We start from the raw sequence: 24,467 nt of genomic DNA on the forward strand, positions 1-24,467 counted from the left end.
GTGACCGCGTACCACGAGGACGTCATCGCGTCGTTGGTCGAGCACGGCGAACGGTCTCGCAAGAACGGCAAGGAACTGTTCGAGCACCAAGCCGCACGCTGGGTGAAGCTGCAGAACGTGCACGGGCCGGTGATAGTGCGGTTCTGGTCGCAGCGCGGGTTCCTGGAACGCCTGCAGGCGGCGGACGCCATGACGGCGCTGTCGTGCCACGCGTGGGACCGCGCGCTGCGCGGGGTGCTGATCGACCTGGCGCTGCCGGACACCCTGCTGAACGTGGCGCGGTTCCTGCACCACTCGCTGTTCGACCCGCGCGAGATCATGGACCTCACGAAGACCGCCGGACTCCCCGAAGAGCAGGTGGTCCGGCGGCTCTGCGACGCGTTCTACGGTGCGCTGGCGGGCTGGTCGGCCCACTAGATCCCGAGCGGGAGCACCCACTTCAGCTCGGACTTCACGTTCGGGCGGCCGTCGAGCGGGTTCTCCCCCGCGATGCCGCCGGCCGCGATCTTGTCCAGGGTCTTCATGCCCTCGGGCAGGATCTGGCCGAACACCGTGTAGTTCGGGCGCAGCGTCGAGTCCGACTGCACGAGGAAGAACTGCGAGCCGTTGGTGTCCGGACCGGCGTTGGCCATCGCGAGCGTGCCGCGCGGGTAGATCCGGCGTTCGCCGGTGGGGTCGTTCGGCGCGGGCTGCAGGTCGGTAGGCAGCTCGTCGTCGTACTTGTAGCCGGGGCCGCCCTCACCGGTGTTGGACGGGTCGCCGCACTGGAGGACCTTCAGCGTCGGGTACGCGGTCAGGCGGTGGCACTCGGTCTGGTTGTAGAAGCCGCGGTGCGCGAGGTGGATGAAGCTGTGCGCCGTGCACGGCGCCTTGGTGCGGTCGAGCACCAGCGGCAGGTCGCCCTGGTTGGTCCTGACCTTCACCAGGACCTTGCCCTTGGTGAGCCACGGGTCGCGGGGAATGGACACGGGCCGGGCGGCCGGTTCGTCCGGAGTCGCGGTGAAGCCGCAGTCGGGACGTGCTCCGACCTGCGCTTCGGGCTGCGCGGACGCGGTCCCCGTGACGAGTCCCGCGGCCACTGCCGCGATTGCCAGACCAGCTGCGATTCGCCTCATGCGCGTTTCCTAGCCGAGCTCGCGAGGGGCGGCAAGTCTTAACGGATCACTCGATCCAGCGACGTGTACCGGATCCGAGACCGGGTACCCCGACTCCATAGGGAGGTAATGCAGTCATGGGATTCGACGAGTTGAAGAACAAGGCCAAGGACCTGATCGGCCAGCACGGCGACAAGGTCGACCAGGGTGTCGAGCGGGCCGGCCGGTTCGCCGACGAGAAGACTGGTGGCAAGCACACCGCGCACATCGATCAGGGCGAGGACAAGCTCAAGGAAGGCCTCCGGAACTTCGGTGGCCAGCAGCACTGAGCAGGACGCACACCCGGTGTGGGTCCGTGAGGCTCCGCACGCGGCTGGTTCGCGTGTGAGTTACGCCTGATCGGACCATCTGCGCCCGCGGGCGCATGCACGTCCCCGATTCACTTCCGCGATCCCGGCGACACGGTTACCGTCATTCGCCGGGATCGCGGAGGTGTGTGTGGATCCGAGCGGGGTGACAAGAGCGGCACGGCTGACCGCTTTGGCCGCGTTGTGCCTGGTCACCGTCGTTCTGCTGCTTCCGGCCGCCATCAGCGTGAGCACCGGTGGGACCGTGCCGGAGTTCTTCGGCGAGTTCGGCAGGTGGTTGTGGCCCGCCGTCGGCATGATGGTGCTCGTCGCGGTCGGCCTCGCGCTCTGGGAACGCGTCCGCGGTCACGAGACCAGCAACCGCGCCGCCGTGCTCGGCCGCGTCGAGGCGCGGATGAAGGCGTTGCTCGCGTCCTCGCTGGCTGCCCAGACCCAGATCAAGCTCGGCGTGCTGCGGCAGCCGAAGCTCGAGGTGCGCGTCGAGGGCGAGTCGCTCTCCTACTCGAAACTCGAGGCCATCTACGACCGGCTCGGCCACAGCATGGTCCTCGTCGGACCGGTCGGCAGCGGCCGTTCGACGTTGCTGCGCGAGCTGTGCCTGACGTTGGTCGAGAGGGCGCGCAACGACCCCGAGGCGCCGATCCCCGTTGTGGTGGACCTGGCCACGTGGCGCGCGTACGGCACCCGCAAGCCGACCGAGTTCACCGCGTGGCTGCTGCGCGAGATGAACCGCCGCTACGGCATCAGCCGTTCGGCGAGCACGATCTGGCTGCGCCGCGACCGCGTGACCGTGCTCGTCGACGGGTTGGACGAGGTCCCGCGCGTCGACCGCGCGCTCTGCGAGGCCGAACTGGCGCCGTTCGCGTCGGTCGTGTGCTCGACGGGTCCCATCGAGAACCTGCCGACGGTGTACGTCGAACCCTTGTCCCGCGGTCAGGTGCTCGAGTACATCGCGTCGGTCAGCCCCCGCCTCGACGGCTTGGAGTCGGCGCTGACGCCGGAGATCTGGGAGCGGGTGGACTCGCCGCTGGCACTGAACCTGCTGGCGTTGACGCACCTCGACAAGCAGGTCGACACGATCGGCACCGACTTCGTGGGTTCCTTCGTGGTGGAACGGCTTTCCGGGCAACGGGGTGCCGGCCCCACGATCCGCGCGTTGAAGTTCCTCGCCCGGCTGGACCGACCGGACCTCGGCGCGCCGGTGCACATGCCGCACCGGCGCGCGTGGCTCCCGTTGCTGCCGACGCGTCCACTGTGGTTGTTGTTCGTGCGGGCGGTACCTGCCGCATACGCCGGCGGTGTGTGTGCTGTGGCGTTCTTGACCGGGGTCCGCCTCGGATTGTGGCCCGCCCTGGTGTTCGTGGTCGCGGCATCGGCGTTGCTCGTCCTGGTCAACAAACTGCCGAACGTCTTCCACCCGCCCGGCCGGGCCCACGGGATCATCACCGCCGCGATGGCGTTCCTCGCGGGCGTGGTCGCCGGGTTCATGGTCGGACTCGCCGGGTTGTGGCTCGGCGAGATCGGGAAACCATGGCCGTACGCGGTGGTGTACGTGTTCGTGGTGGTGGCGTCGTTCTTCCTGGCGTTGGGTTTCGTGCCGGGCGACGCACCGATTCCGTGGTCCGTGCTGATCGCCGCCGCACCGGGTGCCGCGATGATCTGGACAGGCCCCTACGTCGTGCTGGCGGGCATGGGGATGGGCTTCTCGGCGGGTGTGGCGGGCGGTGTCTTCGCCGCGGCCGTGGGACGGGTGTGGCGCACGGTGCGTCCGGCGCAGCAGAAGCGGATGAGGCTCGGGCGGTCGTGGTGGATCCAGCCCGCCGTCCCGGTTCTGGGCCTGGTGGGTCTGCTGGGAGGACTCGGCACGACGGGCTCCTGGGGCACCGCACTCGGTGTCGCACTGGGCCTGCTGGTGACGCCGACGGCATCGCGCGACTACGTGTGGCCGTTCGACGCACTCGCCGAAGTCGCGGCCGAGGGCGTCACCCGGCCCCTGTCCCTGGGCGAGTTGTCGTTCCGCCGTAAGGCTTTGCTCCACCTGGCCCAAGATCGCCTGCTGCTCACCCGAGTGGACGGTGACCATCGCTTCGTTCACGTGGCTCTGCGCGACCATCTGGCCGCATGTGACCCGACTGCGCTGGTCAGGGCCACGCGACGTTGAACCTTCCCGACCTGCGGGCCGTACGGCCTGACAGGAAGGGTCGGGTGTTGCACATGCGCTGGTCGCAGAGCTGGCTCGCGGGCGCCGGGGTGTTCTCGGTCGTCGCCGCCATCGGGGGCGCGGCCTTCGCCGTCGCCGGGTCCGCGGCTCCCTCGTCCGAGCCGGGGACGGCGGGCAAGGAGGTCTGCACGGGAAAACCCCTCGGCGCGGTGGCCTCGCCCGGCCCGGCCGGTGTCACCTCGGACCGGCTCCCGGTGGGAACCTCGTTGCGCCTCACCAACCTCGCGAACGGCCGGGCGATCACCGTGCCGGTCACCGGCGCCTCCTCGGGGTGTGCCGTGCTGAACTCCGCGGCCTTCGACGCGCTGCGCTCGGCCGAGTCGGACACCGCCCTCCGGCGGGTCCGGGTGGAGATCGTCGGGAACGCGCCGGCGCCCACGTCCGTCCGGGCCGCCACGTCCCGCGTGCGGGCCTCCGGGGTCGTCGGTCAGGTCGTGTGCGAGGACGCGGCGGTCGGGCTGTCCGCCGTGGGCGGTGCGCCGGGTGCCTTCTCGTCCCAGCTGCCCGTCGGCACCTCGGTGCGGGTGACCAACCTGGACAACGGCCGGCAGGCGACCGTCCGGATCGTCGGGGTCGGCCCGGCCTGCGTGCTGCTGAACAGCGCGGCGTTCGCGCTCGTCGGCGAGTCCGGGACGAACACGATCACGCGGGCCCAGATCGAGATGGTGACCTGAGCCCTGCCGGCCGACACGCCTCGCTCGGCAGGCGAGCAGACCGCGTCACCAGTCCATCGGCTCGTCGGGCTCCTCCGGCTCCGGCCACTCGTCCGCCCCGCCGCCCGACCCCCACGCCGCACCGCCGGTGCTCGTGGTCTTCTGCTGCTTGGGCTTCGCCGGGGCGGCCGCGGGAGCGGCGGCCGGTGCCGGGCCACCTCCCGCCACCACCTCGAGGATCTGCTCGCCGTACTTGGTGAGCTTCGCCTGGCCGACGCCGCTCACCCCGCCCAGCTCGGACAGCGAGCCTGGGCGGGAGGCGGCGATGGACTTCAGCGTGGCGTCGTGGAAGATCACGTAGGCGGGCACGCCCTGCTCACGGGCCTGCTGGGCACGCCACTCGCGCAGCGACTCGAAGAGCGGGGTGGCCTCCGAGGGGAGGTCGACCTTCACCTTGGCCGCGGCCGCCGTGGCCGTGCGGGTGGTCGAGCGGGCCGGGGCCGGGTCCTTGCGCATCTTCACTTCGCGCTTGCGCCCCAGCACCTCGGAGCTCGCCTCGGTGAGCACGAGGGTCGAGTACTCGCCCTCGACCGCGAGCAGGCCCTGGGCCAGGAGCTGGCGGGCCACGCCGCGCCACTCGCTCTCGTTCAGGTCCTCGCCGAGGCCGAACGTGCTGAGCTGGTCGTGGTCGAACTGGATGACCTTGGCGGTCTTGCGGCCCAGCAGGATGTCGATGGCCTGGCCGGCGCCGAACTTCTGGCCGCGCTCCTTGCGCAGGCGCCAGACCGTGGACAGGAGCTTCTGGGCGGCCACCGTGCCGTCCCACGACTCGGGTGGCGTGAGGCACGTGTCGCAGTTGCCGCACGGCACGCCGCTCTGGCCGAAGTAGTCGAGGAGCCGGGCACGGCGGCACGTGATCGTCTCGCACAGGGCCAGCATCGCGTCGAGGTGCATCTGCGAGCGGCGGCGAAACGCCTGGTCGCCCTCCGACGACTCGATCATCTTCCGCTGCTGCACCACGTCCTGCAGGCCGTAGGCGAGCCAGGCGGTGGACGGGAGGCCGTCGCGGCCCGCGCGGCCCGTCTCCTGGTAGTAGCCCTCGACGGACTTCGGCAGGTCGAGGTGGGCCACGAAGCGGACGTCCGGCTTGTCGATGCCCATGCCGAACGCGATCGTGGCGACCATGACCAGGCCGTCCTCGCGCAGGAACCGGGCCTGGTTGCGCTGGCGCACCGACGCGTCCAGGCCCGCGTGGTACGGCAGCGCGGGGATGCCGTTGGCCACCAGGAACTCCGCGGTCTTCTCCACGGAGGCCCGGGAGAGGCAGTAGACGATGCCCGCGTCACCGTCGTGCTCGCCGCGCAGCAGGTCGAGGAGCTGCTTCTTCGGTTCCTTCTTGGGAACGATGCGGTACTGGATGTTCGGGCGGTCGAAGCTCGAGACGAACTGGCGGCCCTCGGAGAGGTCGAGCCGCGTCAGGATCTCCTGGCGCGTCGCCTCGGTGGCGGTGGCGGTCAGCGCGATGCGCGGCACCTTCGGCCAGCGTTCGTGCAGCTGCGTCAGGGAGAGGTAGTCGGGCCGGAAGTCGTGGCCCCACTGGGAGACGCAGTGCGCTTCGTCGATCGCGAAGAGCGCGATCTCGCCCTGGTCGAGCAGCCTCAGCGTCGCCTCCGACGTGAGGCGCTCCGGCGCCAGGTAGAGCAGGTCGAGCTGGCCGTTGACGAACTCGGCCTCGACCATCCGGCGCTCGTCCCAGGACAGCGAGGAGTTCAGGAAGCCCGCGCGCACGCCGAGCGCACGCAACGCGTCCACCTGGTCCTGCATGAGCGCGATGAGCGGGGAGACCACCACGCCGGTGCCGGGGCGGACCAGGGCGGGGACCTGGTAGCACAGCGACTTGCCGCCGCCTGTCGGCATGAGCACGAGCGCGTCGCCGCCCGAGATCACGTGCTCGACGATGTCGGCCTGGTCGCCGCGGAACTCGGGGTACCCGAAGACGCGCTGCAGGACCTGCAGCGCGTCTCCGTGCTCGGTTGAACCCATGGCGCCGATGCTAGCGAGCAGCACCGACAGTCCGGGCGGCTAGCCCAACTCGCCCCTCGTACCAGCGGAAACGCTGCTGGCGGTGAGCGGGGCGGGCGAGGCGGAGGGCACCGCGCCCTTCAGCGGGATCCGCACCGACGTGCTCGCCAGGTCGACGGTCAGCCCGGGCAGCTGGCTCGGCCGCACGACGACGCTCGAGTCGGTACCGCCGATCAGGAGGCCGAGCCGGTGCCCCGCCGGGACCACGTGGTCCGTTGTGGACAGTCGGAACGTGATGCCGTACCTGGTTCCCGGGGTGATCGTGCGCGTGACCGAGCGCGACTCGTAGTTCGCGAGGTCCGCCCAGCCGCGCGCGATGACCTGGGCGTCGACGCTGCCGGTCGTCGCCTCGGTGTTGCGGTAGCAGGCGTCGTCGCCGGTGCGGCTCTCACCCCAGCACGACTCCGTGGTCAGGGTTCGGATGCCCTCGCCCGTCCTGACCTGCGCCGGGCCGTAGTCGACGAGGTACGCCGTCAGGTGCGCGGTCGGCGTCGACGACGACACACCCACCGTGATGGACGATGTGCCCGCGACGCGCAGATCCGACGTGAGCGGTGCCGTCGAGTAGATCACCCGGCCGGTGTTCGAGCCGGAGAGCCAGGTGGACGGCGTCGCGCTGCCGTTGTCGGTGAACGCCGCCGTGCCCGTGCCCGCGGCCGTGCCCAGACCCGAAGAAGACGGACGCAACACGGTGCTCACGGTCCCGGCGGGCGGCCACGTCTGGTCGTCCTCCCACTGGTTGGGAGCGCGCTCCGCGGACACCTGTGCTTCGTTCTCGATGCCGTTCTGCACGTTCAGCAGCCAGCGGTCGAACCAGCGGTGCAGCGTGGAGACCCACTCACCGCGCCGGAAGTCGAACGGGTCGACGTGCGCGGTCTGCGAGAACCACAGCTTCTTCGGCACCGAGGCGGGCAGCGCGTCCCAGAACTGGCCGTACTGCAACGTCTTCACGTTGAGGTCGTTCTGACCGTGGATGGCGAAGACCGACGCCTTCACGCGTGAGGCGTTGCGCACGAAGTCACGCGCCTGCCACATGGCCGTGTAGTCGCCGTTGGCCGGAGAGCCGTTCGTCATCTGCGTGCGCACCGCACCGCAGCGCGACCGCGCGTTGGAGTTCTCGAACTGCGATCCCAGCCCGGTGGGCGAGCTGTAGCTGTTGTACGCGACGCCGTCCGAGCGGAACCAGTCGTACCAGGAGCTGATGCCCGCGATCGGCACGATGGTCTTCAGCCCGTCGACGCCGGTGGCCGCCACGCCGTTCGCGATCGAGCCGTCCCACGACTTGCCGATCATGCCGACGGCGCCGGTCGACCACGAGGCCGACTTGGTCGCGGTGCCGGTCAGGCTGGTGTAGCCGGTGCGGCGGCCGTTGAGCCAGTCGATCACGGCGGTGCCGGACGCGATCTCGGACTGGCCGCCGACGTCGACGCAGCCGCGCGAGCGGTTCGTGCCGAGGAAGTCGACGAGCACGACCGCGTAGCCGCGCGGCACGAAGTAGTTGTCGTAGAACAACGGGAACTTCACCGGCACGCCGGCGGAGTCGTAGGTCTTGACCTCGCTCTCGTTGCCGCGTCCCGTGCTCTGGTAGTAGGGACTGGCCTCCATGATCACGGGCACGCGCCCGGTCGTGGACGGCCGGATGATGTCGGCGGCGACCCGGTCGCGGGTGCCGTCGCCGTCGACGTCGAGCCCGGAGTCGACGTAGACGGTCTCGCGGACCGCGTCGGCCATCGAGTGGACGGGCGCGGACACGCCGCCGGACAGGGTGAACGCCGGTGTCGCCGCTGTGGCAGGGAGTGGCGTCAGGGTCAGGGCCCCTGCCAACGCCACTACAACACGAACACGCTTCATGAGTTTTCACGCTAAGGAGTGATGAAGTCACCCCGTCAGAGCCGAAAGGATTGATCCTCCTCGGTTGCGCCGCTACGCCTCGTGGCGAATATTCGACCTTCGTGAGCTTCACCTTCGAACCAGGCCGCACCCGTGTCGTCTTCGGCCGCGGCACCGCCGCCTCCGTGCGCGAGGAAGCCGAACGGCTCGGCGCGACGAGGGTCCTGCTGATCGCCCGGCACGGCGGCGACAAGGTGGCGGCCGGGCTCGGCACGCTGCTCGCCGCCCGGTTCACCGGCGCGGTCATGCACACGCCTGTCGAAGTCACGGAGCGCGCGCTCGCGTCGTTGCGCGAACACGGCGCGAACTGCGTGGTGTCAGTCGGCGGCGGGTCCAGCACCGGGTTGTCCAAGGCGCTGTCGGCGCGCGCGGGCGTGCCGCAGATCGTCATCCCGACCACCTATGCGGGTTCCGAGGTCACGCCGGTGCTCGGCGAGACGGCGGCGGGGCTGAAGAAGACGCGGCGCGACCCGGCCGTCCAGCCGGGCGCGGTGATCTACGACGTCGACCTGACGCTGGACCTGCCGCTCGACGTCACCGTGACGAGCGCGCTCAACGCCCTCGCGCACGCCGTCGCCGCGAGGGGCAACGAGAACCCGTTGGTCGACGCCATCGCGACTAAGGCGATCGAGGGGGTTTTGCACGCTTTGGGCGGAAACCCGTCCACTGTGGATGCGCGCACCGAACTGCTGTCCTCGGCGTGGCTCGCGGGCACCTGCCTGGCGTCCGTCCCGATGGGACTGCACCACAAGCTGGCGCACGTTCTGGGCGGTACGTTCGGATTGCCGCATGCCGCCACACACACCGCGTTGCTCGCACACACCGCACCGCAAGACCTGGTGAAACGCATCCACGACACGGCCACCCGGTTCGGCGCGGCCACGTCGTTGCGCGAACTGGGGATGGCTGAGTCCGATTTGCCCCGTGCTGCGGAGATCGCCGAGCACCCCGACGCGCTGCGGGTGTTGACCAATGCGTGGCGCGACGCATCCCCCGGCTGATGGGTTGTCATTCTTAAGGCTGATGTTCACGGCCGTGAACAGAGACGAACCTCCGATGTGGGACCTGAAGAGTTCCTGAAGCATTGCGGACATGCTCAGCCCGTTGGATCTGTCCCTGATAAACGGACCGATCCCCCAGGTCGCCACGGTCGCGGCCGCTCTCGCACTGACATTTCTGGCAGTTCGCAGGGACAGGTCCTGGTGGACCCGCGTGCTGCCGGTCGTCGTGCTGTCGTGCGCACTCTTCGTGACCGGCCTGACGCTCGTCATCAACCACCTGTGGAAGCCGTGGCCCGAACCGCTGCCGGTGGTCCTGATGGTGTGGCTGGGCGCGGCGCTGACCGCGGTGGCCCTCGCGATCGCGCGACTGAGGTCCGGGCGGTGGTACGGCCGGACGTTCGGCGTGCTCCTGGCCCTCGGCGTGATGACCAGCGCCGTGGTCGCGACGAACGCGCACTTCGGGCAGTACCCCAACACGCGCGCGATGCTCGACGTCTTCCGCAACGACCGGGTCGACCTGAACGAGGCCGCTCCCCCGGCGAACGGCGTCGTCGAGGTGCCCGTGGGCAAGACGCTCGCCGACGTCTGGACGAGGCCGGCGGGCCTGCCGGACAAGGGCACGGTCTCCGAGGCGGAGATCCCCGGCGCGTTCAAGTCCAGGCCGGCGTGGGTGTACCTGCCGCCCGCCTACGCCACGACGCCACGCCCGCGCCTGCCCGTCATCGTGCTGATGGCGGGTCAGCCGGGCAGTCCGCGCGACTGGTTCGACGGCGGCCGGATCCTCGACAACCTGGACGCCTACGCGCGGGCGCACGACGGGCTCGCGCCGATCGTCGTCGTGGCCGACCAGCTCGGCTCCACGACCGCGAACCCGCTATGCCTCGACTCGAAGCTGGGCCAGTCCGAGACCTTCCTGGCCCGCGACGTGCCCGCGTGGATCAAGCAGCGGCTCACCGTCGACGAACGCCGTGAGGCGTGGACCGTCGCGGGCTTCTCGCAAGGCGCCACGTGCTCCGTACAGCTGGCCGTGCGCGCGCCGGACGTCTACGGCAACTTCATCGCTCTCGCGCCCCAAGGCGAGCCCACGCTCAGCACACGGCAGGAAACGGTGAAGACGGTGTTCGGCGGCGACGAAGCCGCGTTCACCCGCATCAACCCCAGGGACATCCTCGCGCGCCAGCGGTTCCCCCGGACCGCGGGCGTGGTCGTCGCGGGCAGGGACGACCCGATGTACCGCAAGCCGGACGCCGAGGTGTACGAAGCCTGCCGCAAGGCCGGAATGGACGTGCTGTGGAAAGAACTGCCGAACGGTCACGACTGGAACATGGCGCGGGAGGGCCTCTTCGGGTCGCTGCCGTGGCTCGCGGCGCGGACAGGACTCACCAGATGATCACCCGCCTCTTCCGCGGAGCGCCGCTGACCTGCGTCTTCCTGATCGTCTTCTGGACGGCCGGGGCGCTGACCGGCGCGGTCGGCGACCAAAACGACGCGCTGCTCGCGTGGACCGGCTTCGGCACCGGGAGTCCCCTGTGGACGGTGCTGAGCTCCGCGTTCTGGTCGATGGACCTGCTCGGCTACGTGGCCACCACCGTCCTGCTGCTGGTCTTCGGACCGGTGGCGGAGCGCTCGTTCGGTGCGGCCAAGACCGCGGCGATCTTCCTCTCCTCGCACGTCCTGGGCTCGTTCCTGGGCCTCGGCCTGGTGCTGATCGGCCGGGACGTGCACTGGTCGTGGCTCGAGTCGCTGGTGGGCGAGGTCGCCGCGGGGCCGTCGATCGGCGGAGTGGGCCTGGCGCTGGCGCTGACGTTCCGGATGCCGCCGCTGTGGAGGCGCCGCGTCCGGCTGCTGACGATCTTGTCGGTGCTCGTGCTTACCCTGTACTCAGGTTGGCTCGAAGATCTGCTCCGACTGTCCGGTGGCGTGGCCGGGTTGCTGATCGGGGCGTTGTTCGTGAAGAGCGGTCCGGCGCGGACGCCGCGGTCGTTGCAGGAAACGCGTGTGCTGGTGGCGTTGCTGCTGGCCGCGTCGGCGCTCGGGCCGGTCGTGGCGATGATGTCGCCGTACCCGAACGGCCCGCTGGCGTGGTTCGCGGACCTGGTGGCGGTGGCCCAGCCGTCGCAGGAGTACGTCGACGAGGTGTGCGGCGCGGACGTGGTGGACGTCTGCCGGACGATGGTGATCCAGCTGTCGTACGGCCGGTTCCCCGCGCTCGTGATGTCGCTGCTGCCCGCGATGCTGCTCCTCGTGCTGGCGGAGGGGCTGCGACGCGGCCGCCAGTTCGCGTGGTGGTCGGCGCTGGTGTGCAACGTGGCGTGCACCGCCTTCATCGGGTGGTACGTCGTGGAGGCCGCGCGGATTCCGGACGTGGGTGCGGTGGAGATGGCGTTCTCCTTCGGCATCCCGATGCTGGCGCCGCTGGCGATCACGGTCGTGCTGCTGGTGACACGGCGGCACTTCACCGTGCGCCTGCCGCGGCACGCCGTCAGGAAGTTCTGGCGGTTCACGGCGGGCAGCGTCGCGCTGCTGTCGGCGCTGTACGTCTTCGGCGGGTACCTGGTCCGCGACCAGTTCGCGCCGGAGCCGGGCTTCGGCGCGCTGCTGGCCGACCTGCCGACGCGGTTCCTGCCGCCGGGCTACCTCGGCCTGGTGCCGTTGCAGTTCTCGGCGGAGGGCTTCGCCGGGGCGCTGCTGTTCGAGTACACGGGCGTCGTGTTCTGGCTGATCGTGCTGGCGGGTCTGCTGATGGCGTCGTGGCGGTCGTGGCCGGCGACCTGCGAGAAGGAGGCGGAACGCGCCCGTGAGCTGATGCGGCGCCACGGTGGCTCGTCGCTGTCGTACATGACGACGTGGCGTGGCAACCAGTACTGGTTCACGCCCGACGGCGAGACGGCGATCGCCTACCGGGTGGTGGCGACGATCGCGCTGACGGTCGGCGACCCGATCGGCCCGGCGCGTGCCGGTGCCGTGCGCGGGTTCGCGGAGTTCTGCGCGCAGAACGGCTGGACGCCGTGCCTCTACAGCGTGGGCAACGAGACGAGGGAGGTGGTCGAGGAACTGGGGTGGTCTGCGGTGCAGGTCGCCGAGGACACCGTGATCGAACTCGACGAGCTGAGCTTCACGGGTAAGAAGTGGCAGGACGTGCGCACGGCGCTGAACAAGGCCGCCAAGGCCGGGATCACCGCCGAGTGGTGCACCTACGCCGACGCGCCGTTCGCGATCACCGACCAGATCCGGTCGATCTCGGCGGAGTGGGTGGCGGACAAGGGCCTGCCCGAGATGGGCTTCACGCTGGGCGGCCTCGAGGAGCTGACCGGCGACGGCGTGCGCTGCCTGCTGGCCGTCGACGGCGACCGCACGGTGCACGGCATCACGAGCTGGCTGCCGGTGTACGCCGACGGCGAGGTCGTGGGCTGGACGCTCGACTTCATGCGCCGTCGCACGCACGGGTTCCGCGGCTCGATGGAGTTCTTGATCGCCTCGGCGGCACAACAGCTCCAGGCCGAGGGCGCGAAGTTCCTGAGCCTGTCGGGAGCACCGCTGGCGCGGCTGGACCGCGGCGAACGCCCGCGGGCGCTGCAGCGCGTCCTCGACCTGACCGGGCAGGTGCTGGAGCCGGTGTACGGCTTCCGCTCGCTGTTCGCGTTCAAGGCGAAGTTCCAGCCGAAGTACCGGCCGATGTTCATGGCGTACCCGGACTCGGCCGCTCTGCCGCGCATCGCGAACGCCGTCAGCCGCGCGTACCTCCCGCACCTCAACGCGCGCCAGGGCCTCCGGCTGGCGACCAAGATGATCATCCGGACGCGCGAGCGGCCGACCTCGCCGAGCCGGACCAGCTAGCCGTGCGCCGGTCTTCCGGCGGGGCACCGCTCCCTCGTCCGGATGACCGCGGACCGGACGCTTGCACCACTTCCTGGTCCGAACGGGTGGAGACCCGGTTCCCACCCGCGCACCCGAGCCCGGCTGGGCGAAGATGCGCCGATGACCGCGCGGGGCGATCTGCCTGCCCAGACCACGACGTTCGTCGGCCGCCAGACCGTGCTCGCCGACGCCGCGGCGCACCTCGGCCGGGCGCGGCTGATCACCCTCGCCGGGGTCGCGGGCGTGGGCAAGTCGCGGGTCGCCGCGGAGATCGGGCGCGCCGCGGCGGGGGCGGGGTCGTTCCAGCACGGCGTCCGGCAGGTGCGGCTCGGCGACCTCGGCGAGCCGGCTCTGCTCGCCAGGACGGTCGCTGCCGAGCTGGGGATCGTCGACAACTCGCCGGACTCGGGGTTCGGGCGGCTCGTGGAGTCGTTGTACGACAAGCACCTGCTGCTCGTCCTCGACCACGTCGACCACCTGCTGGAGGCGGTCCGGCACTTCGTGCACCACCTGTTGCGGGAGTGCGAGGGCGTCACGGTCCTCGTGACCTCGCGGGAGCCGCTCGGCGTCTACGGCGAGAGCGTGGTGCGGGTGCCGCCGCTGGGCGACGAGGCCTTGAAGCTGTTCCTCGCCAGGGCGGACGTGGCGCCGGCCGAGGAGACCCTGCCGGAGGTCAAAGCGCTGTGCCAGGCCGTGGGCGGGCTGCCGCTCGCCGTCGAACTGGTGGCCGCGCGCGGGCCGGAGCTGTCGGCGGGCCAGGTGCTCGACGAGCTCGGGACGGGGGCGCTGGACGACGTTCTCGAGTGGGCGGCGCGGCACTGCACGGACGAGGAACGGCGCGTGTGGGCTGCACTGTCGGTGTTCCCGGCGGACTTCGACCTGGCCGCGGCGGAGGCGGTCGCGGGTGCGGACGCGCGGGCGGCGGTGGCCGCGCTCGTGCGGAAGTCGATCGTGTCGGTGGATCGCAGCGGTCGTCACCGGTTGCCGCACGCGGTGGCGGAGTTCGGTGCGCGGTTGCTCGGTGACACCGGCGAACCGTTGCGGCGGCATGCGTTGCACTACAACGCGTTCGTCGACGAGGCGACGCGGCTGTGGTTCTCGCCGGACGAGGCGTGGTGGCTGGGGCGGTTGCGGGAGGAGTGGCCGAACGTCCGGGCCGCCATCGGGCACGCGCTGCGGACGCCGGACCTGGTCGAGACCGGCACGCTGATGGCGATGAACGTGCAGCGCACGCGGTTCACGGCGTCCGCGGGCAGGCTCGGTCAGGCGCGGGATCTGCTCGCCACGGCACGCGAGGTCGTCACCGAGACACCGCTGCGAACGGCATTGCTGGCGCACTGCGCGTACATGGCGCAGGCGTTGGGAGACATGGCGACGGCGATCCCGTTGATGAACGAGGCCCGAGCGTTACCGCGGCAGACCGCGACCGACGTGAACCTGATGATCGTCGAGGCCACGCACCTCTTCTTCGTCGAGGGCTCGGCGGATTGCGTTCCGTTGTACGAGCACGTCGAGCTCTGCAAGCAGTACGCACCACCCGGTGACGCCTACTTCACCGAGCTGATGCACGCGATGGCGGCGTGCTTCCTGCTCGACGCCGAAGCCGCCGACAAGGCCACGACCGGGCTGCTGCGAGCAGCGGAGGACAGCGGCGTCGAGTGGTCGCGTGCCTGGGGCCTGTGGCACCGGGGGCTGTACGAACTGCTGCACGGCGACCCGGCCGAGGTGCACCCGCTGGCGATCGAGGCGCTGCGAACCCAGCTGGCGATCGGCGACGCGTGGGGTCCCGCGTACAGCCTGTGGCTGCTGGCCTGCACCTGCGCGGAGCTGGGCGCGTTCGACCGCGCGGCACGGCTGCTCGGCGCGGTTCGGTCGCAGGAACGGGTCTCGCGGATCTCGTTCGCCACGATGAGCCCGTTCCGCACGCTGCTGGAACGCGCGGACCGGACCGTGCGCCGCGCGCTCGCCGACGACTACCCGGTGATCACGACCCTGGGCCTCGACCTGCGCCCGGACCAGGCGATGGAGTTCGCCCTCGAACCGGTGCCGGACACCGAACGCCGGCCGCCCAAGCCGCTGCTGCCCGGTGGGTTGACCCGGCAGGAGTTCACGATCGCCGGTCTGGTCGCGGAAGGACTCACGTCGAACCAGATCGGCTCACGGCTGTTCATCTCACCGAGAACAGCGGATCGCCACGTGGTCAACATCCGCGTCAAACTGGGCTTGCCGACGAGGGGCGCCCTCGCGGCGTGGCACCGTTCAACGTCGGGAGAGCACTAACGCGCGTCGAGCGCGAGCTTCAACCCCAGCGCGACGAACACCGAGGCGGTCAGCCGGTCGAGCAGGACCTGCTGGCGCAGCAGGAAAGCACGCGCCCGGCCCGCCACCACGACCAGGAACGGCATCCACACCAGACCGAGTCCGAGGTGCACCGCCACGAGCACGGCACCCCACGCCGGCTGCCCGGCGGGCATGAACTGCGGCAGCAGCGACAGGTAGAAGACGCCGACCTTGGGGTTGAGCAGGTTCGTCAGCAGCCCCGCCCGCAACGACGCCCGCGCGCCCGGCACCGGACGTGAGTCCTGCAGCGACACCGCCTTGCGGGAGTTCCACAACGCCTTGGCGCCCAGGTAGATCAGGTAAGCCGCTCCGAGCCAGCGCACGACGTCGTAGGCCACCTCGGACGCCGTCAGCAGCGCCGTCAGACCCGCGAGGCTCGCCACCGCCCACACCAGACATCCCAGCGAGATGCCCAGCACCACGCCCAGCGCCGCGCGCCTGCCGCTGAGCAACGCCGTGCGCAGCACCATCACCGTGTCGAGACCCGGGGTGAGAACGGTGAGCAGCGCGATGATCGAGAAGCTCAGGAGTGCGGCGGTCGACATGCGCCCATCAGACCACAGGTCAGCGGGCGTCGGCCGCGGTCTTCAAGCCGAACGCGATCAGCGCTGAAGCGGACAGGCGGTCGAGCAGAGTCCGTTGCCGCAGCAGGAATGCACGCGCGCGACCGGCCGCGGTGATCAGCACCGGGAACCACAGCAGACCGATGCCGAGGTGGATCGCCACGAGCACCGCGCCCCACGCCGGCTGCCCGACCGGGAGGAACTGCGGCAGCAACGAGATGTAGAAGACGCCCGGCTTCGGGTTCAGCAGGTTGGTGAGCAGCCCGACCCGCACGGCCACGCGCACCGACGGCACCGGTGCGGGCTCGGCGACCTCGACGGGACGGCGTGAGTTCCACAAGGCCTTGACACCCAGGTAGATCAGGTATCCGGCACCAAGCCAGCGCACGATGTCGTAGGCCAGTTCGGACGCCTGCAGCAACGCCGTCAGCCCGACCAGTCCGGCCGCCGCCCACACCAGGCACCCCAGCGTGCTGCCCACCACGACCCCCATCGCGGCACGGCGGCCGACCAGCACTGCGGTCCGCAGCACCAGCACCGTCTCCAGTCCGGGCGTGATGACGGTCAGGAGCGCGACGAGCGTGAAACTCAGCAGCGCGGCGGTCGACATGCCGCCATCAGAACACGGAACGGCTGGAGCACCAGAAGAGTTAACACGCCGGACACGAGCCGCTAGCGGTACCAGGCGCGCACGCCCATCCGCCCGGTGCTGCCGAGGTCCACGAGGATCCCCCGCTCCGGCGAGGCCGGCGCCAGCGTCTGCCACGTGCCGCCCGCCGCGGCCGCGATGTCGACGTGGCTGCCCACCTGCGGCGGGTCGACGGACGTGTGGGTGTTGCGCCACAGGAACGCCGTCTTGGCGCGCTCCCCCGGCGCCACCGCGATCGGCTGCGGCGCGTCGTCGAACCCCGCGACCGACGCGATACCGCCAGAGCCCTGGACGATCTCGGCGGTGAGCGGCTGCCATCCCTCGTCGAGCAGCTTGACCTGCGGATAACCGTGGAGCTGCACGGGCTTGGTGCCGCAGTTGAGCACCTCGACGGCCATCACCCGCAGCCCCGACGCCGCCTCGGTGGCACCGGCCGTGAAGCGCAGACCCGTGTCGCACGCGGGCTCGTTCGTCGGCGTGACCAGAGAGACCGGCCGCTCGACCGTCGGTTCCGGGAGCGATGGCGCCTGCGGCCGCGTCCCGCACCCCACGAGGCCCGCGAACGCAGCCGCTAACACGAGAATCTTGCCCCCAGTTCTCATGTCCGCGATCATGCCACACGGTCTAAATTAGTTGACATCGACTAGCTAGACTCGGATAGTTGACTTCAACCAACGGAGGTCCGGATGCGGCGCAAGGTGTCGAACCCGCTGGCACTGGCAGTGCTGGCTCATCTCGCCATGGGGCCCATGCACCCCTACGAGCTGGGCAAAAAGCTCAAGGACACCGGCAAGGACCGCAACATCAAGTTCAACCGCGGCTCGCTCTACATGGTCGTCGAGCAGCTGCGGAAGGCCGGGTTCGTCGCCGAGCAGGAGACCGTCAAGGACACCCAGCGGCCCGAGCGCACGATCTACGCGCTCACCGAGGCCGGGCGCCACGAGCTCCACGACTGGATGCGCGAGCTCGTCCGCGACCCGGTGCAGGAGTACCCGCGGTTCGGGGTGGCGCTGTCGCTCATCTCGGTGCTGGACCCGGTCGAGACGGTGGAGCTGCTCCGAGCGCGCGCGGAGGCGTTGACGGCGGACCTCGACGAGACGCGGAGGTTGGTCGCCGAGGCCACCGGCGACGGCCTGGAGTGGATCTTCCTCGTCGAGGAGGAGTACCGGATCTCGTTGCTGGAGGCGGAACTGCGGCTCGTCGACAGGCTCAGGGGGGAACTCGGCAAGGCCGAGTACCAGCGGTTGTGGCGTCAGCACTTCGGAGGGGAACAGTGAAGGCACTGGTCATCGGGGGCGGTATAGCGGGGCCCGTCACGGCGCTCGCGTTGCGCAAGGCCGGCATCGAGTCGGTGGTGTTCGAGGCGTACGACGCCGCGGCGGACGGGGTCGGCGGGATCCTCAACGTCGCGCCGAACGGGTTGGCGGCGCTGGGGATCGTCGGCCTCGACCCCGGCTTCGGGGAACCCGTGCGGCGCATGGTGATAGCGGACGGCGCCGGGCACGCGCTGGGTGCCGTCGAGGGCGACCCCAGCCGGGTCGTGTGGCGAACGGACCTCTACCGCCGCCTGCGGGATCTCGTGACGGCGCAGGGGATCAAGGTCGAGCACGGCAAGCGGCTCGTGGACGTGCGGACGCGGGCGGACGGCGTCACGGCGCTGTTCTCCGACGGCAGCAGCGAGTCGGGCGACGTCCTGGTGGGCGCCGACGGCATCCGGTCGACGGTCCGCACGATCATCGACGCCGACGCGCCGGGACCCGAGTACGTCGGCCTGCTGGGGTTCGGGTCGTTCGCCGCGGGCAGTGGTGTGCGGGCGGATCCGGAGACGATGTACTTCGTCTTCGGCAGCTCGTTCCTCGGCTACTGGGGCCAGCCGGACGGCACGGTCGCGTGGTTCAGCAACCTCGCGGTCCCGGAGCCGATGACGACGGCCGAGATCAACGCCGTCCCGAACGCCACCTGGCTCGCCCGGCTGCGCGAGGCCTACGGCGACGACATGCCGGCCAAGCAGCTGCTGCCGCACAGCGGCGAGGTCATCGGCGCCGGGCCGCTGGAGATCATGCCGAGCGTGCCGCGCTGGCACCGCGACCGCATGGTGCTCGTCGGCGACTCCGCGCACGCACCCAGCGCCAGTTCCGGTCAGGGCGCCTCGCTCGCGGCGGAGTCGGCGGTGCAGCTGGCGCGGTGCCTGCGCGACATCCGTGACATCCCCACGGCTTTCGCCACCTACGAACGACTGCGCCGCCCTCGCGTCGAGGGCATCGCTGCGCGCGCGGCGCGCACCAACAGCAACAAGCGCGGCATCGGTCCCATCACGCGGCTGCTGATGCCCCTCGTGATGAAGACGGTGGGACGCCGCGCTTTCACGAGGGACCAGAACTACCGCATCGACTGGGACGCTCAGGTCAGCCGGTAACCGTGCGCGGGGCGGTTCGCCATGCCGTACCGCGGCTGCACCTCGGCCTTCCCGATCGTCACCAGGTGTTCCAGGTAGCGGCGCGCGCTCACGCGGGACAGCCCGGCCCTGTCCCCGACCTCCTGGGCCGAGAGGTCGCTCTGGCAGTCCCGCAACGCGTCGATCACCAGCCTCAGCGTCACGGCGGACAGGCCCTTGGGCATGGCCGCCGTGCGCGGCCGGTGGTGCATCAGCTGGTCGACCTCGTCCTGGTCCAGCACCTGGCCGAACCGCTGCACCTCGATGCGCTGGGCCAGGTACTCGCGCATGCGGTCGAGGAACGCCGTGCGGGTGAAGGGCTTCACGAGGTAGTTGTCCACGCCCCTGGACATGGCCTGCCGCACCGTCTCCCGCTCGCGTGCGGCGGTGACGGCGATGACGTCGACCGGTGTCCCGCCGCGGGCGCGCAGCCGCGACAGCACCTCGAGGCCCGACATGTCGGGCAGGTGGATGTCCAGCAGCACCAGGTCGGGCCGCAGCGCGTCGACCGCGCGCAACGCCTCCCCGCCCCGGTGCGCCTCCCCCACCACCTCGAACTCGGGCATCGCCTCCAGGAAGCCGCGGTGGATCGCGGCCACCGCGAAGTCGTCATCAACCACGAGCGTTCGCACGCTCATCGGTTCCCCGTTTCCGGCAGCCACACGTCGAACGACGCGCCGCCGAGCTCCGAGTCGTTGATCGCCACCCGGCCGCTGCGCCGGGTCACCACCCTCGACACCAATGCGAGTCCAATTCCCCTGCCGTGCGCGCCCTCGGCGTCCTTCGAGCTCACGCCCAGGTCGAAGATGCGGCCGCGCTGCGACTCCGCCACTCCGGGCCCGTCGTCGTCCACGACCACCCTCACCCCGCTGACCGACGAGCGGACCAGCACGCGCACCGTGCCTCCCGTCTCGACCGCGTCCACGGCGTTGTCCACCAGGTTTCCCAGCACCGTCAGCGCGTCGTCGCCCGCCCGGACGTCCACCGCGCTCTCCGGGTCGAGTCTCAGCTGCACGCCGCGTTCGTGGGCGGTCGACGACTTGGCGAGCAGCAGCGCCGCGAGCGCGGGGTCCGCGTTCGCACCGTCGATGATCTCCGCCGTGACCGAGCCCGCGCCACCGACCCTCTCTATGTAGGCGACGGCGTCGGCACCGCGGCCGAGGTCGAGCAGGCCGCCGATGACGTGCAGGTGGTTCGAGAACTCGTGGGCCTGCGCCCGCAGGACCTCCGTGACGGTGCGTTGGCCGTCGAGTTCACGCAGCGCGTCGTGCAGCTCTGTCCGGTCGCGCAGCGTGAGCACCACGCCGACGGCGCGGTCGTGCGTCTTGGCCGTGGTGCGGTTCGCGACCAGCACGCGTTCGCCCGCGAGGACCAGCCGGTCGGCGACGTCGTCGTCACCGCGCGCGAGGTCCAGCAGGCTCTCGTCGAGGACCTCCGCCGCCGGTCGCCCGCTCGGGTCCTCGTCCAGGCCCAGCAGGCGCTTCGCCTCGTCGTTGACCAGGGCCAGCCGCTCGCGGTCGTCCACGGCGACGACGCCCTCGCGGATGCCGTGCAGCATCGCGTGCCTGGTCTCGAGCAGCTGCGCGATCTCGGCCGGCTCCAGCCGGAACGTGCGGCGGCGGAAGTGGCGGGTGACCAGTGCCGCGCCGAGCACGCCGACCAGCGCGGCGGCGGCCAGCCAGCCGATCAGCTCCGGCAGGTCCTCCGCCAGGTCGTCGGACAGCTCGCTCTCCAGGATGCCGACCGACGCGATGCCCATGATCTGCCCGTCGCGGGAGCGCACCGGCACCTTCGCGCGCAACGACGTGCCGAGCGTGCCGGTTTCCGTGCCCACGAAGATCTCGCCGGACAGGGCCACGCTCGGATCGGTCGAGACGCGCTCGCCGATGCGGGCGGGGTCCGGGTGCGCGTAGCGGACGCCGTTGCGGTCGGTGACGACCACGTACGTCACGTTGGACGCCTTCCGGATCACCTCGGCCAGCGGCTGGATCGTCACGGTCGGGTCATTCGAACCGAAGGCGTCGACCACAGAGGGTAACTGCGCCACGCTTTCCGCAACCGACAGCATCCTGTCCTTGTACGACTCCCGAATCCGGTCGCTCTGGAGTTTGGCCGCGAGCAGGCCGGCGGCACAAGTGGTCATCAGCACGATGACCACCTGCAACGCGAGCAGCAAAGCCCCAAACGACACCGACCGCCGAAACATGCTTGGGATTCTGTCGTATCGGCTGTGAATCATGTCACGAACTAAACGACCAATACGGAACTTACGACCGAACACTTACGTGTGGCGCAGCGGTTACCTAGCGTCCCCGCCCAACGTTCGAGACGAAACTAGGAGATTTCCTCGATGGGTAGGGGCTGGAGACGAGCAGTGGCGCTCGCCGCTGTCGGACTGGTGCTCGCGGGTTGTGGCCAGAAGGCCAGGAGCGCCGGCGACGACTCCGAGATCGCCAAGCTGGAGATCATGGCGCCCGCCGACCCCGGTGGCGGCTGGGACCAGACCGCGCGGGCGATGCAGGCGGCGGTGAGCGGGGCCAAGCTCGCCAACTCGGTCCAGGTGAGCAACGTCGGCGGTGCCGGTGGCACGGTCGGGCTGCAGAAGCTCACCTCGGAGCGTTCCGAGTCGTTCCTGATGATCACCGGCCTCGTCATGGTCGGCGCGGTGGAGACCAACGCGTCGAAGGCGCGGCTCGAGGAGGTCACGCCGATCGCCCGGCTCACCGCCGAGGACGAGGTCGTCGTGGTCCCGGCCGACTCGCCGTACAAGACGATCGACGACCTGCTCAACGCCGTGAACGAGAAGGGCAAGGGGGTCTCGATCACCGGCGGTTCCGCCGGCGGCACCGACCACATCCTCGCCGGTCTGCTGCTCAAGGCGAAGAACGTCGACACGGCCAAGCTCAACTACGTGCCGTACTCCGGTGGCGGCGAGTCGCTGGCGGCGCTGCTCGGCAAGAAGGTCGACGCGGGCATCTCGGGCGTCGGCGAGTACAAGGAGCAGATCAAGGCCGGCAAGCTGCGCGCGCTCGGCACCTCGGGCCCGAACCCGAACCCCGACGTCAACGCCCCGACCTTCAAGGACCTCGGCGTCGAGCTGATCAACTGGCGTGGCGTCGTCGCCCCGGCCTCGATCTCGGCCGAGGCCAAGTCCCGCCTCACCAAGCTGGTCACCGACATGCACGCGAGCGACCAGTGGAAGGAAGAGCTCAAGAAGAAGGGCTGGACGGACACGTTCCTGACCGGCACCGAGTTCTCGACCTTCATGTTCAAGGAGATCGGCCGCGTCAAGCCCGCACTGCAGGACATCGGGCTCGTCAAGTGATTGCTGAAAAGGTCGAGGAGTACGCGTTCGGCGGTCTGGTCGCGGCGGTCGGGGTCTTCACCCTGGTCGACGCGACCACGATCGCCGCGCGCGACGACAACGCCGTAGGACCACGCGCGTTCCCTTACGCCGTGGGCATTCTGCTCGTCGTCACGGGCATCGCGGCGATCATCGCCACGGCCAGGGGCAAGCTCGGCCAGGCCGAGGACGCCGAGGACGTCGACGAGTCGATCCGCACCGACTGGGTGACCGTGGCCAAGCTCGTGGCCGTGCTCGTGGTGCACCTGGTGCTGATCGACCTCGTCGGCTGGCCCGTCGCGGCGGCGCTGCTGTTCTTCGGCGCCGCCTGGACGCTGGGAGCGACCTGGTGGCGGGCGCTGCCGATCGCGATCGTGCTCGCACTCGTCGTGCAGGTGGTCTTCGCCTCCGGGCTGGGGCTGTCGCTGCCCGCCGGGATCTTCGAAGGGGTGCCACTCCTCGATGGATAGCCTCACAGCCCTCCTGGAGGGTTTCGCGACCGCCGCGCAACCCGAGTACCTGCTGTACGCGCTGCTGGGCGTCACGCTCGGCACCGCGGTCGGCGTGCTGCCGGGCATCGGCCCGGCGATGACGGTGGCGTTGCTGCTGCCGCTGACCTACACGCTCGACCCGACGGCCGCGCTGATCATCTTCGCGGGCATCTACTACGGCGGGATGTACGGCGGTTCGACGACCTCGATCCTGCTCAACACCCCGGGCGAGTCGGCATCGATCGTGACCGCGCTGGAAGGCAACAAGATGGCCAAGGCCGGACGTGGGGCAGCCGCCCTCGCGACGGCCGCCATCGGGTCCTTCGTGGCGGGCACGATCGCGACGATCCTGCTCACGCTGCTCGCGCCGACCATCGCGGACGTCGCGGTGCAGCTCGGCCCGGCCGACTACGTGGCGCTGATGGTCGTGGCGTTCACGACGGTGGCGGCACTGCTCGGGTCGTCCCCGGTGCGCGGCCTGGCCTCGCTGGGGCTCGGCCTGTTCATCGGCCTGGTCGGCACCGACACGCTGTCGGGGCAGCAGCGCTACACCCTCGGGGTGGCGACGCTGGCCGACGGCATCGACGTGGTCGTGGTGGCGGTCGGCGTGTTCGCCGTCGGCGAGGCGCTGTACGTGGCGTCGCGGCTGCGGCACGGGCCGATCGAGGTCATTCCCGTAGGCGGCAAGTGGATGACGGGCGAGTTCTGGAAGCGCTCGTGGAAGCCGTGGCTGCGCGGCACGTTCATCGGCTTCCCGATCGGCACCGTGCCGGCCGGTGGCGCGGACGTGTCGACGTTCCTGTCGTACGCGGCGGAGAAGAAGCTCTCCAAGCGCCCGGAGGAGTTCGGCAAGGGTGCGATCGAAGGCGTCGCGGGACCCGAGGCGGCCAACAACGCGGCCGCGGCGGGTGTCCTCGTGCCGCTGCTGACGCTCGGCCTGCCGACATCGGCGACGGCCGCGGTGATCGTGGCCGCGTTCCAGAGCTACGGCATCCAGCCGGGACCGTTGTTGTTCACCAACAACTCGGCGATGGTGTGGGCGCTCATCGCGTCGCTCTACATCGGCAACGTGATGCTGCTCGTGCTGAACCTCCCGCTGGTGAAGATCTGGGTGAAGGTGCTGCAGATCCCGCGGCCGTACCTCTACGCGGGCATCCTGCTGTTCGCGGCGCTGGGCACCTACGCGGTGAACTTCGTCGTGGACGACCTGATCGTGCTGCTGGTGATCGGTGTGGTCGGCTTCTTCATGCGGCGGCACGGCTACCCGGTCGCGCCGCTGGTGGTCGGCCTGATCCTCGGGCCGATGGCCGAGGAGCAGGTCCGGCGCACGCTGCAGATCAGCGAGGGCTCGCTCGGCGCGCTGGTCTCCAGCCCGTTCGCGGCGGTCACGTACAGCATCCTCGTCATCGTCCTGGCGACGGCGTTCGTGCTGCGGTTGCGCCGCAAGAAGGCGGAGAAGACCGCAGAGCTCGTGTGACGC

21 protein-coding genes are annotated in these 24,467 nt (G+C 70.3%); 13 read left to right on the plus strand and 8 right to left on the minus strand.

Going from position 1 to position 24,467, the window contains the following annotated elements; genetic code table 11:
• Nucleotides 1-417 (plus strand): hypothetical protein, encoded by a 417-nt coding sequence (locus ACFWGZ_RS09960; RefSeq protein ID WP_382451135.1) that lies wholly within the window; start codon nt 1-3, stop codon nt 415-417.
• Here the strand turns inward: ACFWGZ_RS09960 and ACFWGZ_RS09965 are convergent.
• Nucleotides 414-1,115, minus strand: coding sequence for a peptidylprolyl isomerase (locus tag ACFWGZ_RS09965; protein ID WP_382451111.1), 702 nt, complete (start codon nt 1,113-1,115; stop codon nt 414-416). The two genes, ACFWGZ_RS09960 and ACFWGZ_RS09965, sit on opposite strands and share 4 nt — an antisense overlap.
• 116 nt (nt 1,116-1,231) lie before the next feature.
• Here ACFWGZ_RS09965 and ACFWGZ_RS09970 point away from each other — a divergent pair, with 116 nt between their 5' ends.
• The 3 genes from ACFWGZ_RS09970 to ACFWGZ_RS09980 all read left to right on the plus strand — a co-directional run bounded on the left by ACFWGZ_RS09970 (nt 1,232) and on the right by ACFWGZ_RS09980 (nt 4,357).
• Nucleotides 1,232-1,423, plus strand: a complete 192-nt coding sequence (locus ACFWGZ_RS09970) for an antitoxin (protein WP_382451112.1) — start codon at nt 1,232-1,234, stop codon at nt 1,421-1,423.
• Between the two features lie 184 nt (nt 1,424-1,607).
• Complete coding sequence (locus tag ACFWGZ_RS09975; protein WP_382451113.1) at nt 1,608-3,623, plus strand: NACHT domain-containing protein; 2,016 nt, start codon at nt 1,608-1,610, stop codon at nt 3,621-3,623.
• 53 nt (nt 3,624-3,676) lie between these two features.
• A complete protein-coding gene (locus ACFWGZ_RS09980) occupies nt 3,677-4,357 on the plus strand; it encodes a hypothetical protein (RefSeq protein ID WP_382451114.1) in 681 nt (226 codons plus the stop codon).
• A 45-nt stretch (nt 4,358-4,402) separates the two neighbouring features.
• On the opposite strand, the gene recQ is transcribed toward ACFWGZ_RS09980, so the two are convergent.
• Both recQ and ACFWGZ_RS09990 read right to left on the minus strand, forming a co-directional pair.
• Nucleotides 4,403-6,379, minus strand: a complete 1,977-nt coding sequence (gene recQ, locus ACFWGZ_RS09985) for a DNA helicase RecQ (RefSeq protein ID WP_382451115.1) — start codon at nt 6,377-6,379, stop codon at nt 4,403-4,405.
• Nucleotides 6,380-6,418: 39 nt separating this feature from the next.
• Nucleotides 6,419-8,269: a Xaa-Pro dipeptidyl-peptidase gene (locus tag ACFWGZ_RS09990; RefSeq protein WP_382451116.1), complete on the minus strand. Its 1,851-nt coding sequence runs from the start codon at nt 8,267-8,269 to the stop codon at nt 6,419-6,421.
• Nucleotides 8,270-8,370: 101 nt separating this feature from the next.
• Between ACFWGZ_RS09990 and ACFWGZ_RS09995 the strand changes: the two genes are divergently transcribed.
• The 4 genes from ACFWGZ_RS09995 (at nt 8,371) to ACFWGZ_RS10010 (ending at nt 15,447) form a co-directional block, all read left to right on the plus strand.
• Nucleotides 8,371-9,309, plus strand: coding sequence for a maleylacetate reductase (locus ACFWGZ_RS09995; protein WP_382451117.1), 939 nt, complete (start codon nt 8,371-8,373; stop codon nt 9,307-9,309).
• A gap of 91 nt (nt 9,310-9,400) precedes the next feature.
• Nucleotides 9,401-10,699 (plus strand): alpha/beta hydrolase, encoded by a 1,299-nt coding sequence (locus ACFWGZ_RS10000; RefSeq protein ID WP_382451118.1) that lies wholly within the window; start codon nt 9,401-9,403, stop codon nt 10,697-10,699.
• Nucleotides 10,696-13,146, plus strand: coding sequence for a phosphatidylglycerol lysyltransferase domain-containing protein (locus tag ACFWGZ_RS10005; protein ID WP_382451119.1), 2,451 nt, complete (start codon nt 10,696-10,698; stop codon nt 13,144-13,146). The genes ACFWGZ_RS10000 and ACFWGZ_RS10005 overlap by 4 nt, the downstream gene beginning before the upstream one ends.
• A gap of 141 nt (nt 13,147-13,287) precedes the next feature.
• Complete coding sequence (locus ACFWGZ_RS10010) at nt 13,288-15,447, plus strand: ATP-binding protein (protein WP_382451120.1); 2,160 nt, start codon at nt 13,288-13,290, stop codon at nt 15,445-15,447.
• On the opposite strand, the gene ACFWGZ_RS10015 is transcribed toward ACFWGZ_RS10010, so the two are convergent.
• From ACFWGZ_RS10015 to ACFWGZ_RS10025, 3 genes are all read right to left on the minus strand, one after another.
• Nucleotides 15,444-16,052, minus strand: a complete 609-nt coding sequence (locus ACFWGZ_RS10015; RefSeq protein ID WP_382451121.1) for a LysE family translocator — start codon at nt 16,050-16,052, stop codon at nt 15,444-15,446. The genes ACFWGZ_RS10010 and ACFWGZ_RS10015 overlap by 4 nt on opposite strands.
• Nucleotides 16,053-16,071: 19 nt before the next feature.
• Nucleotides 16,072-16,680 (minus strand): LysE family translocator, encoded by a 609-nt coding sequence (locus ACFWGZ_RS10020; protein WP_382451122.1) that lies wholly within the window; start codon nt 16,678-16,680, stop codon nt 16,072-16,074.
• 62 nt (nt 16,681-16,742) lie between these two features.
• A complete protein-coding gene (locus ACFWGZ_RS10025) occupies nt 16,743-17,321 on the minus strand; it encodes a DUF4232 domain-containing protein (protein ID WP_382451123.1) in 579 nt (192 codons plus the stop codon).
• An 84-nt stretch (nt 17,322-17,405) separates the two neighbouring features.
• On the opposite strand from ACFWGZ_RS10025, the gene ACFWGZ_RS10030 reads away from it, so the two are divergent.
• Both ACFWGZ_RS10030 and ACFWGZ_RS10035 read left to right on the plus strand, forming a co-directional pair.
• Entirely contained in the window at nt 17,406-17,996 is a 591-nt protein-coding gene (locus tag ACFWGZ_RS10030; RefSeq protein WP_382451124.1) for a helix-turn-helix transcriptional regulator, read from the plus strand.
• Complete coding sequence (locus tag ACFWGZ_RS10035) at nt 17,993-19,135, plus strand: FAD-dependent oxidoreductase (protein WP_382451125.1); 1,143 nt, start codon at nt 17,993-17,995, stop codon at nt 19,133-19,135. The genes ACFWGZ_RS10030 and ACFWGZ_RS10035 overlap by 4 nt, the downstream gene beginning before the upstream one ends.
• On the opposite strand, the gene ACFWGZ_RS10040 is transcribed toward ACFWGZ_RS10035, so the two are convergent.
• Both ACFWGZ_RS10040 and ACFWGZ_RS10045 read right to left on the minus strand, forming a co-directional pair.
• Nucleotides 19,120-19,791, minus strand: coding sequence for a response regulator (locus ACFWGZ_RS10040; RefSeq protein WP_382451126.1), 672 nt, complete (start codon nt 19,789-19,791; stop codon nt 19,120-19,122). The genes ACFWGZ_RS10035 and ACFWGZ_RS10040 overlap by 16 nt on opposite strands.
• Nucleotides 19,788-21,359: an ATP-binding protein gene (locus ACFWGZ_RS10045; protein ID WP_382451127.1), complete on the minus strand. Its 1,572-nt coding sequence runs from the start codon at nt 21,357-21,359 to the stop codon at nt 19,788-19,790. Before ACFWGZ_RS10045 ends, ACFWGZ_RS10040 begins: the two co-directional genes overlap by 4 nt.
• 168 nt (nt 21,360-21,527) lie before the next feature.
• Here ACFWGZ_RS10045 and ACFWGZ_RS10050 point away from each other — a divergent pair, with 168 nt between their 5' ends.
• Genes ACFWGZ_RS10050 through ACFWGZ_RS10060 form a run of 3 tightly spaced genes read left to right on the plus strand, consistent with a single transcriptional unit; the run spans nt 21,528 to nt 24,464 of the window.
• The gene (locus ACFWGZ_RS10050; protein ID WP_382451128.1) at nt 21,528-22,478 is read left to right on the plus strand and encodes a Bug family tripartite tricarboxylate transporter substrate binding protein; all 951 of its coding nucleotides are present in this window, start codon (nt 21,528-21,530) and stop codon (nt 22,476-22,478) included.
• The gene (locus tag ACFWGZ_RS10055) at nt 22,475-22,966 is read left to right on the plus strand and encodes a tripartite tricarboxylate transporter TctB family protein (protein ID WP_382451129.1); all 492 of its coding nucleotides are present in this window, start codon (nt 22,475-22,477) and stop codon (nt 22,964-22,966) included. The genes ACFWGZ_RS10050 and ACFWGZ_RS10055 overlap by 4 nt, the downstream gene beginning before the upstream one ends.
• Complete coding sequence (locus ACFWGZ_RS10060; protein ID WP_382451130.1) at nt 22,959-24,464, plus strand: tripartite tricarboxylate transporter permease; 1,506 nt, start codon at nt 22,959-22,961, stop codon at nt 24,462-24,464. Before ACFWGZ_RS10055 ends, ACFWGZ_RS10060 begins: the two co-directional genes overlap by 8 nt.
• The last annotated feature ends 3 nt before the right edge of the window (nt 24,465-24,467 follow it).

It is taken from the genome of Lentzea sp. NPDC060358 (assembly GCF_042725365.1).
Taxonomy (GTDB): Bacteria; Actinomycetota; Actinomycetes; order Mycobacteriales; family Pseudonocardiaceae; genus Lentzea.

What these genes read in the sequence shown, in the direction of transcription:
- ACFWGZ_RS09965 (WP_382451111.1), bottom strand. Translation starts at nt 1,115, where the DNA reads ATGAGGCGAATCGCAGCTGGTCTGGCAATCGCGGCAGTGGCCGCGGGA.
- ACFWGZ_RS09970 (WP_382451112.1), top strand. Translation starts at nt 1,232, where the DNA reads ATGGGATTCGACGAGTTGAAGAACAAGGCCAAGGACCTGATCGGCCAG.
- ACFWGZ_RS09980 (WP_382451114.1), top strand. Translation starts at nt 3,677, where the DNA reads ATGCGCTGGTCGCAGAGCTGGCTCGCGGGCGCCGGGGTGTTCTCGGTC.
- recQ (WP_382451115.1), bottom strand. Translation starts at nt 6,379, where the DNA reads ATGGGTTCAACCGAGCACGGAGACGCGCTGCAGGTCCTGCAGCGCGTC.
- ACFWGZ_RS09990 (WP_382451116.1), bottom strand. Translation starts at nt 8,269, where the DNA reads ATGAAGCGTGTTCGTGTTGTAGTGGCGTTGGCAGGGGCCCTGACCCTG.
- ACFWGZ_RS10000 (WP_382451118.1), top strand. Translation starts at nt 9,401, where the DNA reads ATGCTCAGCCCGTTGGATCTGTCCCTGATAAACGGACCGATCCCCCAG.
- ACFWGZ_RS10005 (WP_382451119.1), top strand. Translation starts at nt 10,696, where the DNA reads ATGATCACCCGCCTCTTCCGCGGAGCGCCGCTGACCTGCGTCTTCCTG.
- ACFWGZ_RS10010 (WP_382451120.1), top strand. Translation starts at nt 13,288, where the DNA reads ATGACCGCGCGGGGCGATCTGCCTGCCCAGACCACGACGTTCGTCGGC.
- ACFWGZ_RS10015 (WP_382451121.1), bottom strand. Translation starts at nt 16,052, where the DNA reads ATGTCGACCGCCGCACTCCTGAGCTTCTCGATCATCGCGCTGCTCACC.
- ACFWGZ_RS10020 (WP_382451122.1), bottom strand. Translation starts at nt 16,680, where the DNA reads ATGTCGACCGCCGCGCTGCTGAGTTTCACGCTCGTCGCGCTCCTGACC.
- ACFWGZ_RS10025 (WP_382451123.1), bottom strand. Translation starts at nt 17,321, where the DNA reads ATGAGAACTGGGGGCAAGATTCTCGTGTTAGCGGCTGCGTTCGCGGGC.
- ACFWGZ_RS10030 (WP_382451124.1), top strand. Translation starts at nt 17,406, where the DNA reads ATGCGGCGCAAGGTGTCGAACCCGCTGGCACTGGCAGTGCTGGCTCAT.
- ACFWGZ_RS10040 (WP_382451126.1), bottom strand. Translation starts at nt 19,791, where the DNA reads ATGAGCGTGCGAACGCTCGTGGTTGATGACGACTTCGCGGTGGCCGCG.
- ACFWGZ_RS10045 (WP_382451127.1), bottom strand. Translation starts at nt 21,359, where the DNA reads ATGTTTCGGCGGTCGGTGTCGTTTGGGGCTTTGCTGCTCGCGTTGCAG.
- ACFWGZ_RS10060 (WP_382451130.1), top strand. Translation starts at nt 22,959, where the DNA reads ATGGATAGCCTCACAGCCCTCCTGGAGGGTTTCGCGACCGCCGCGCAA.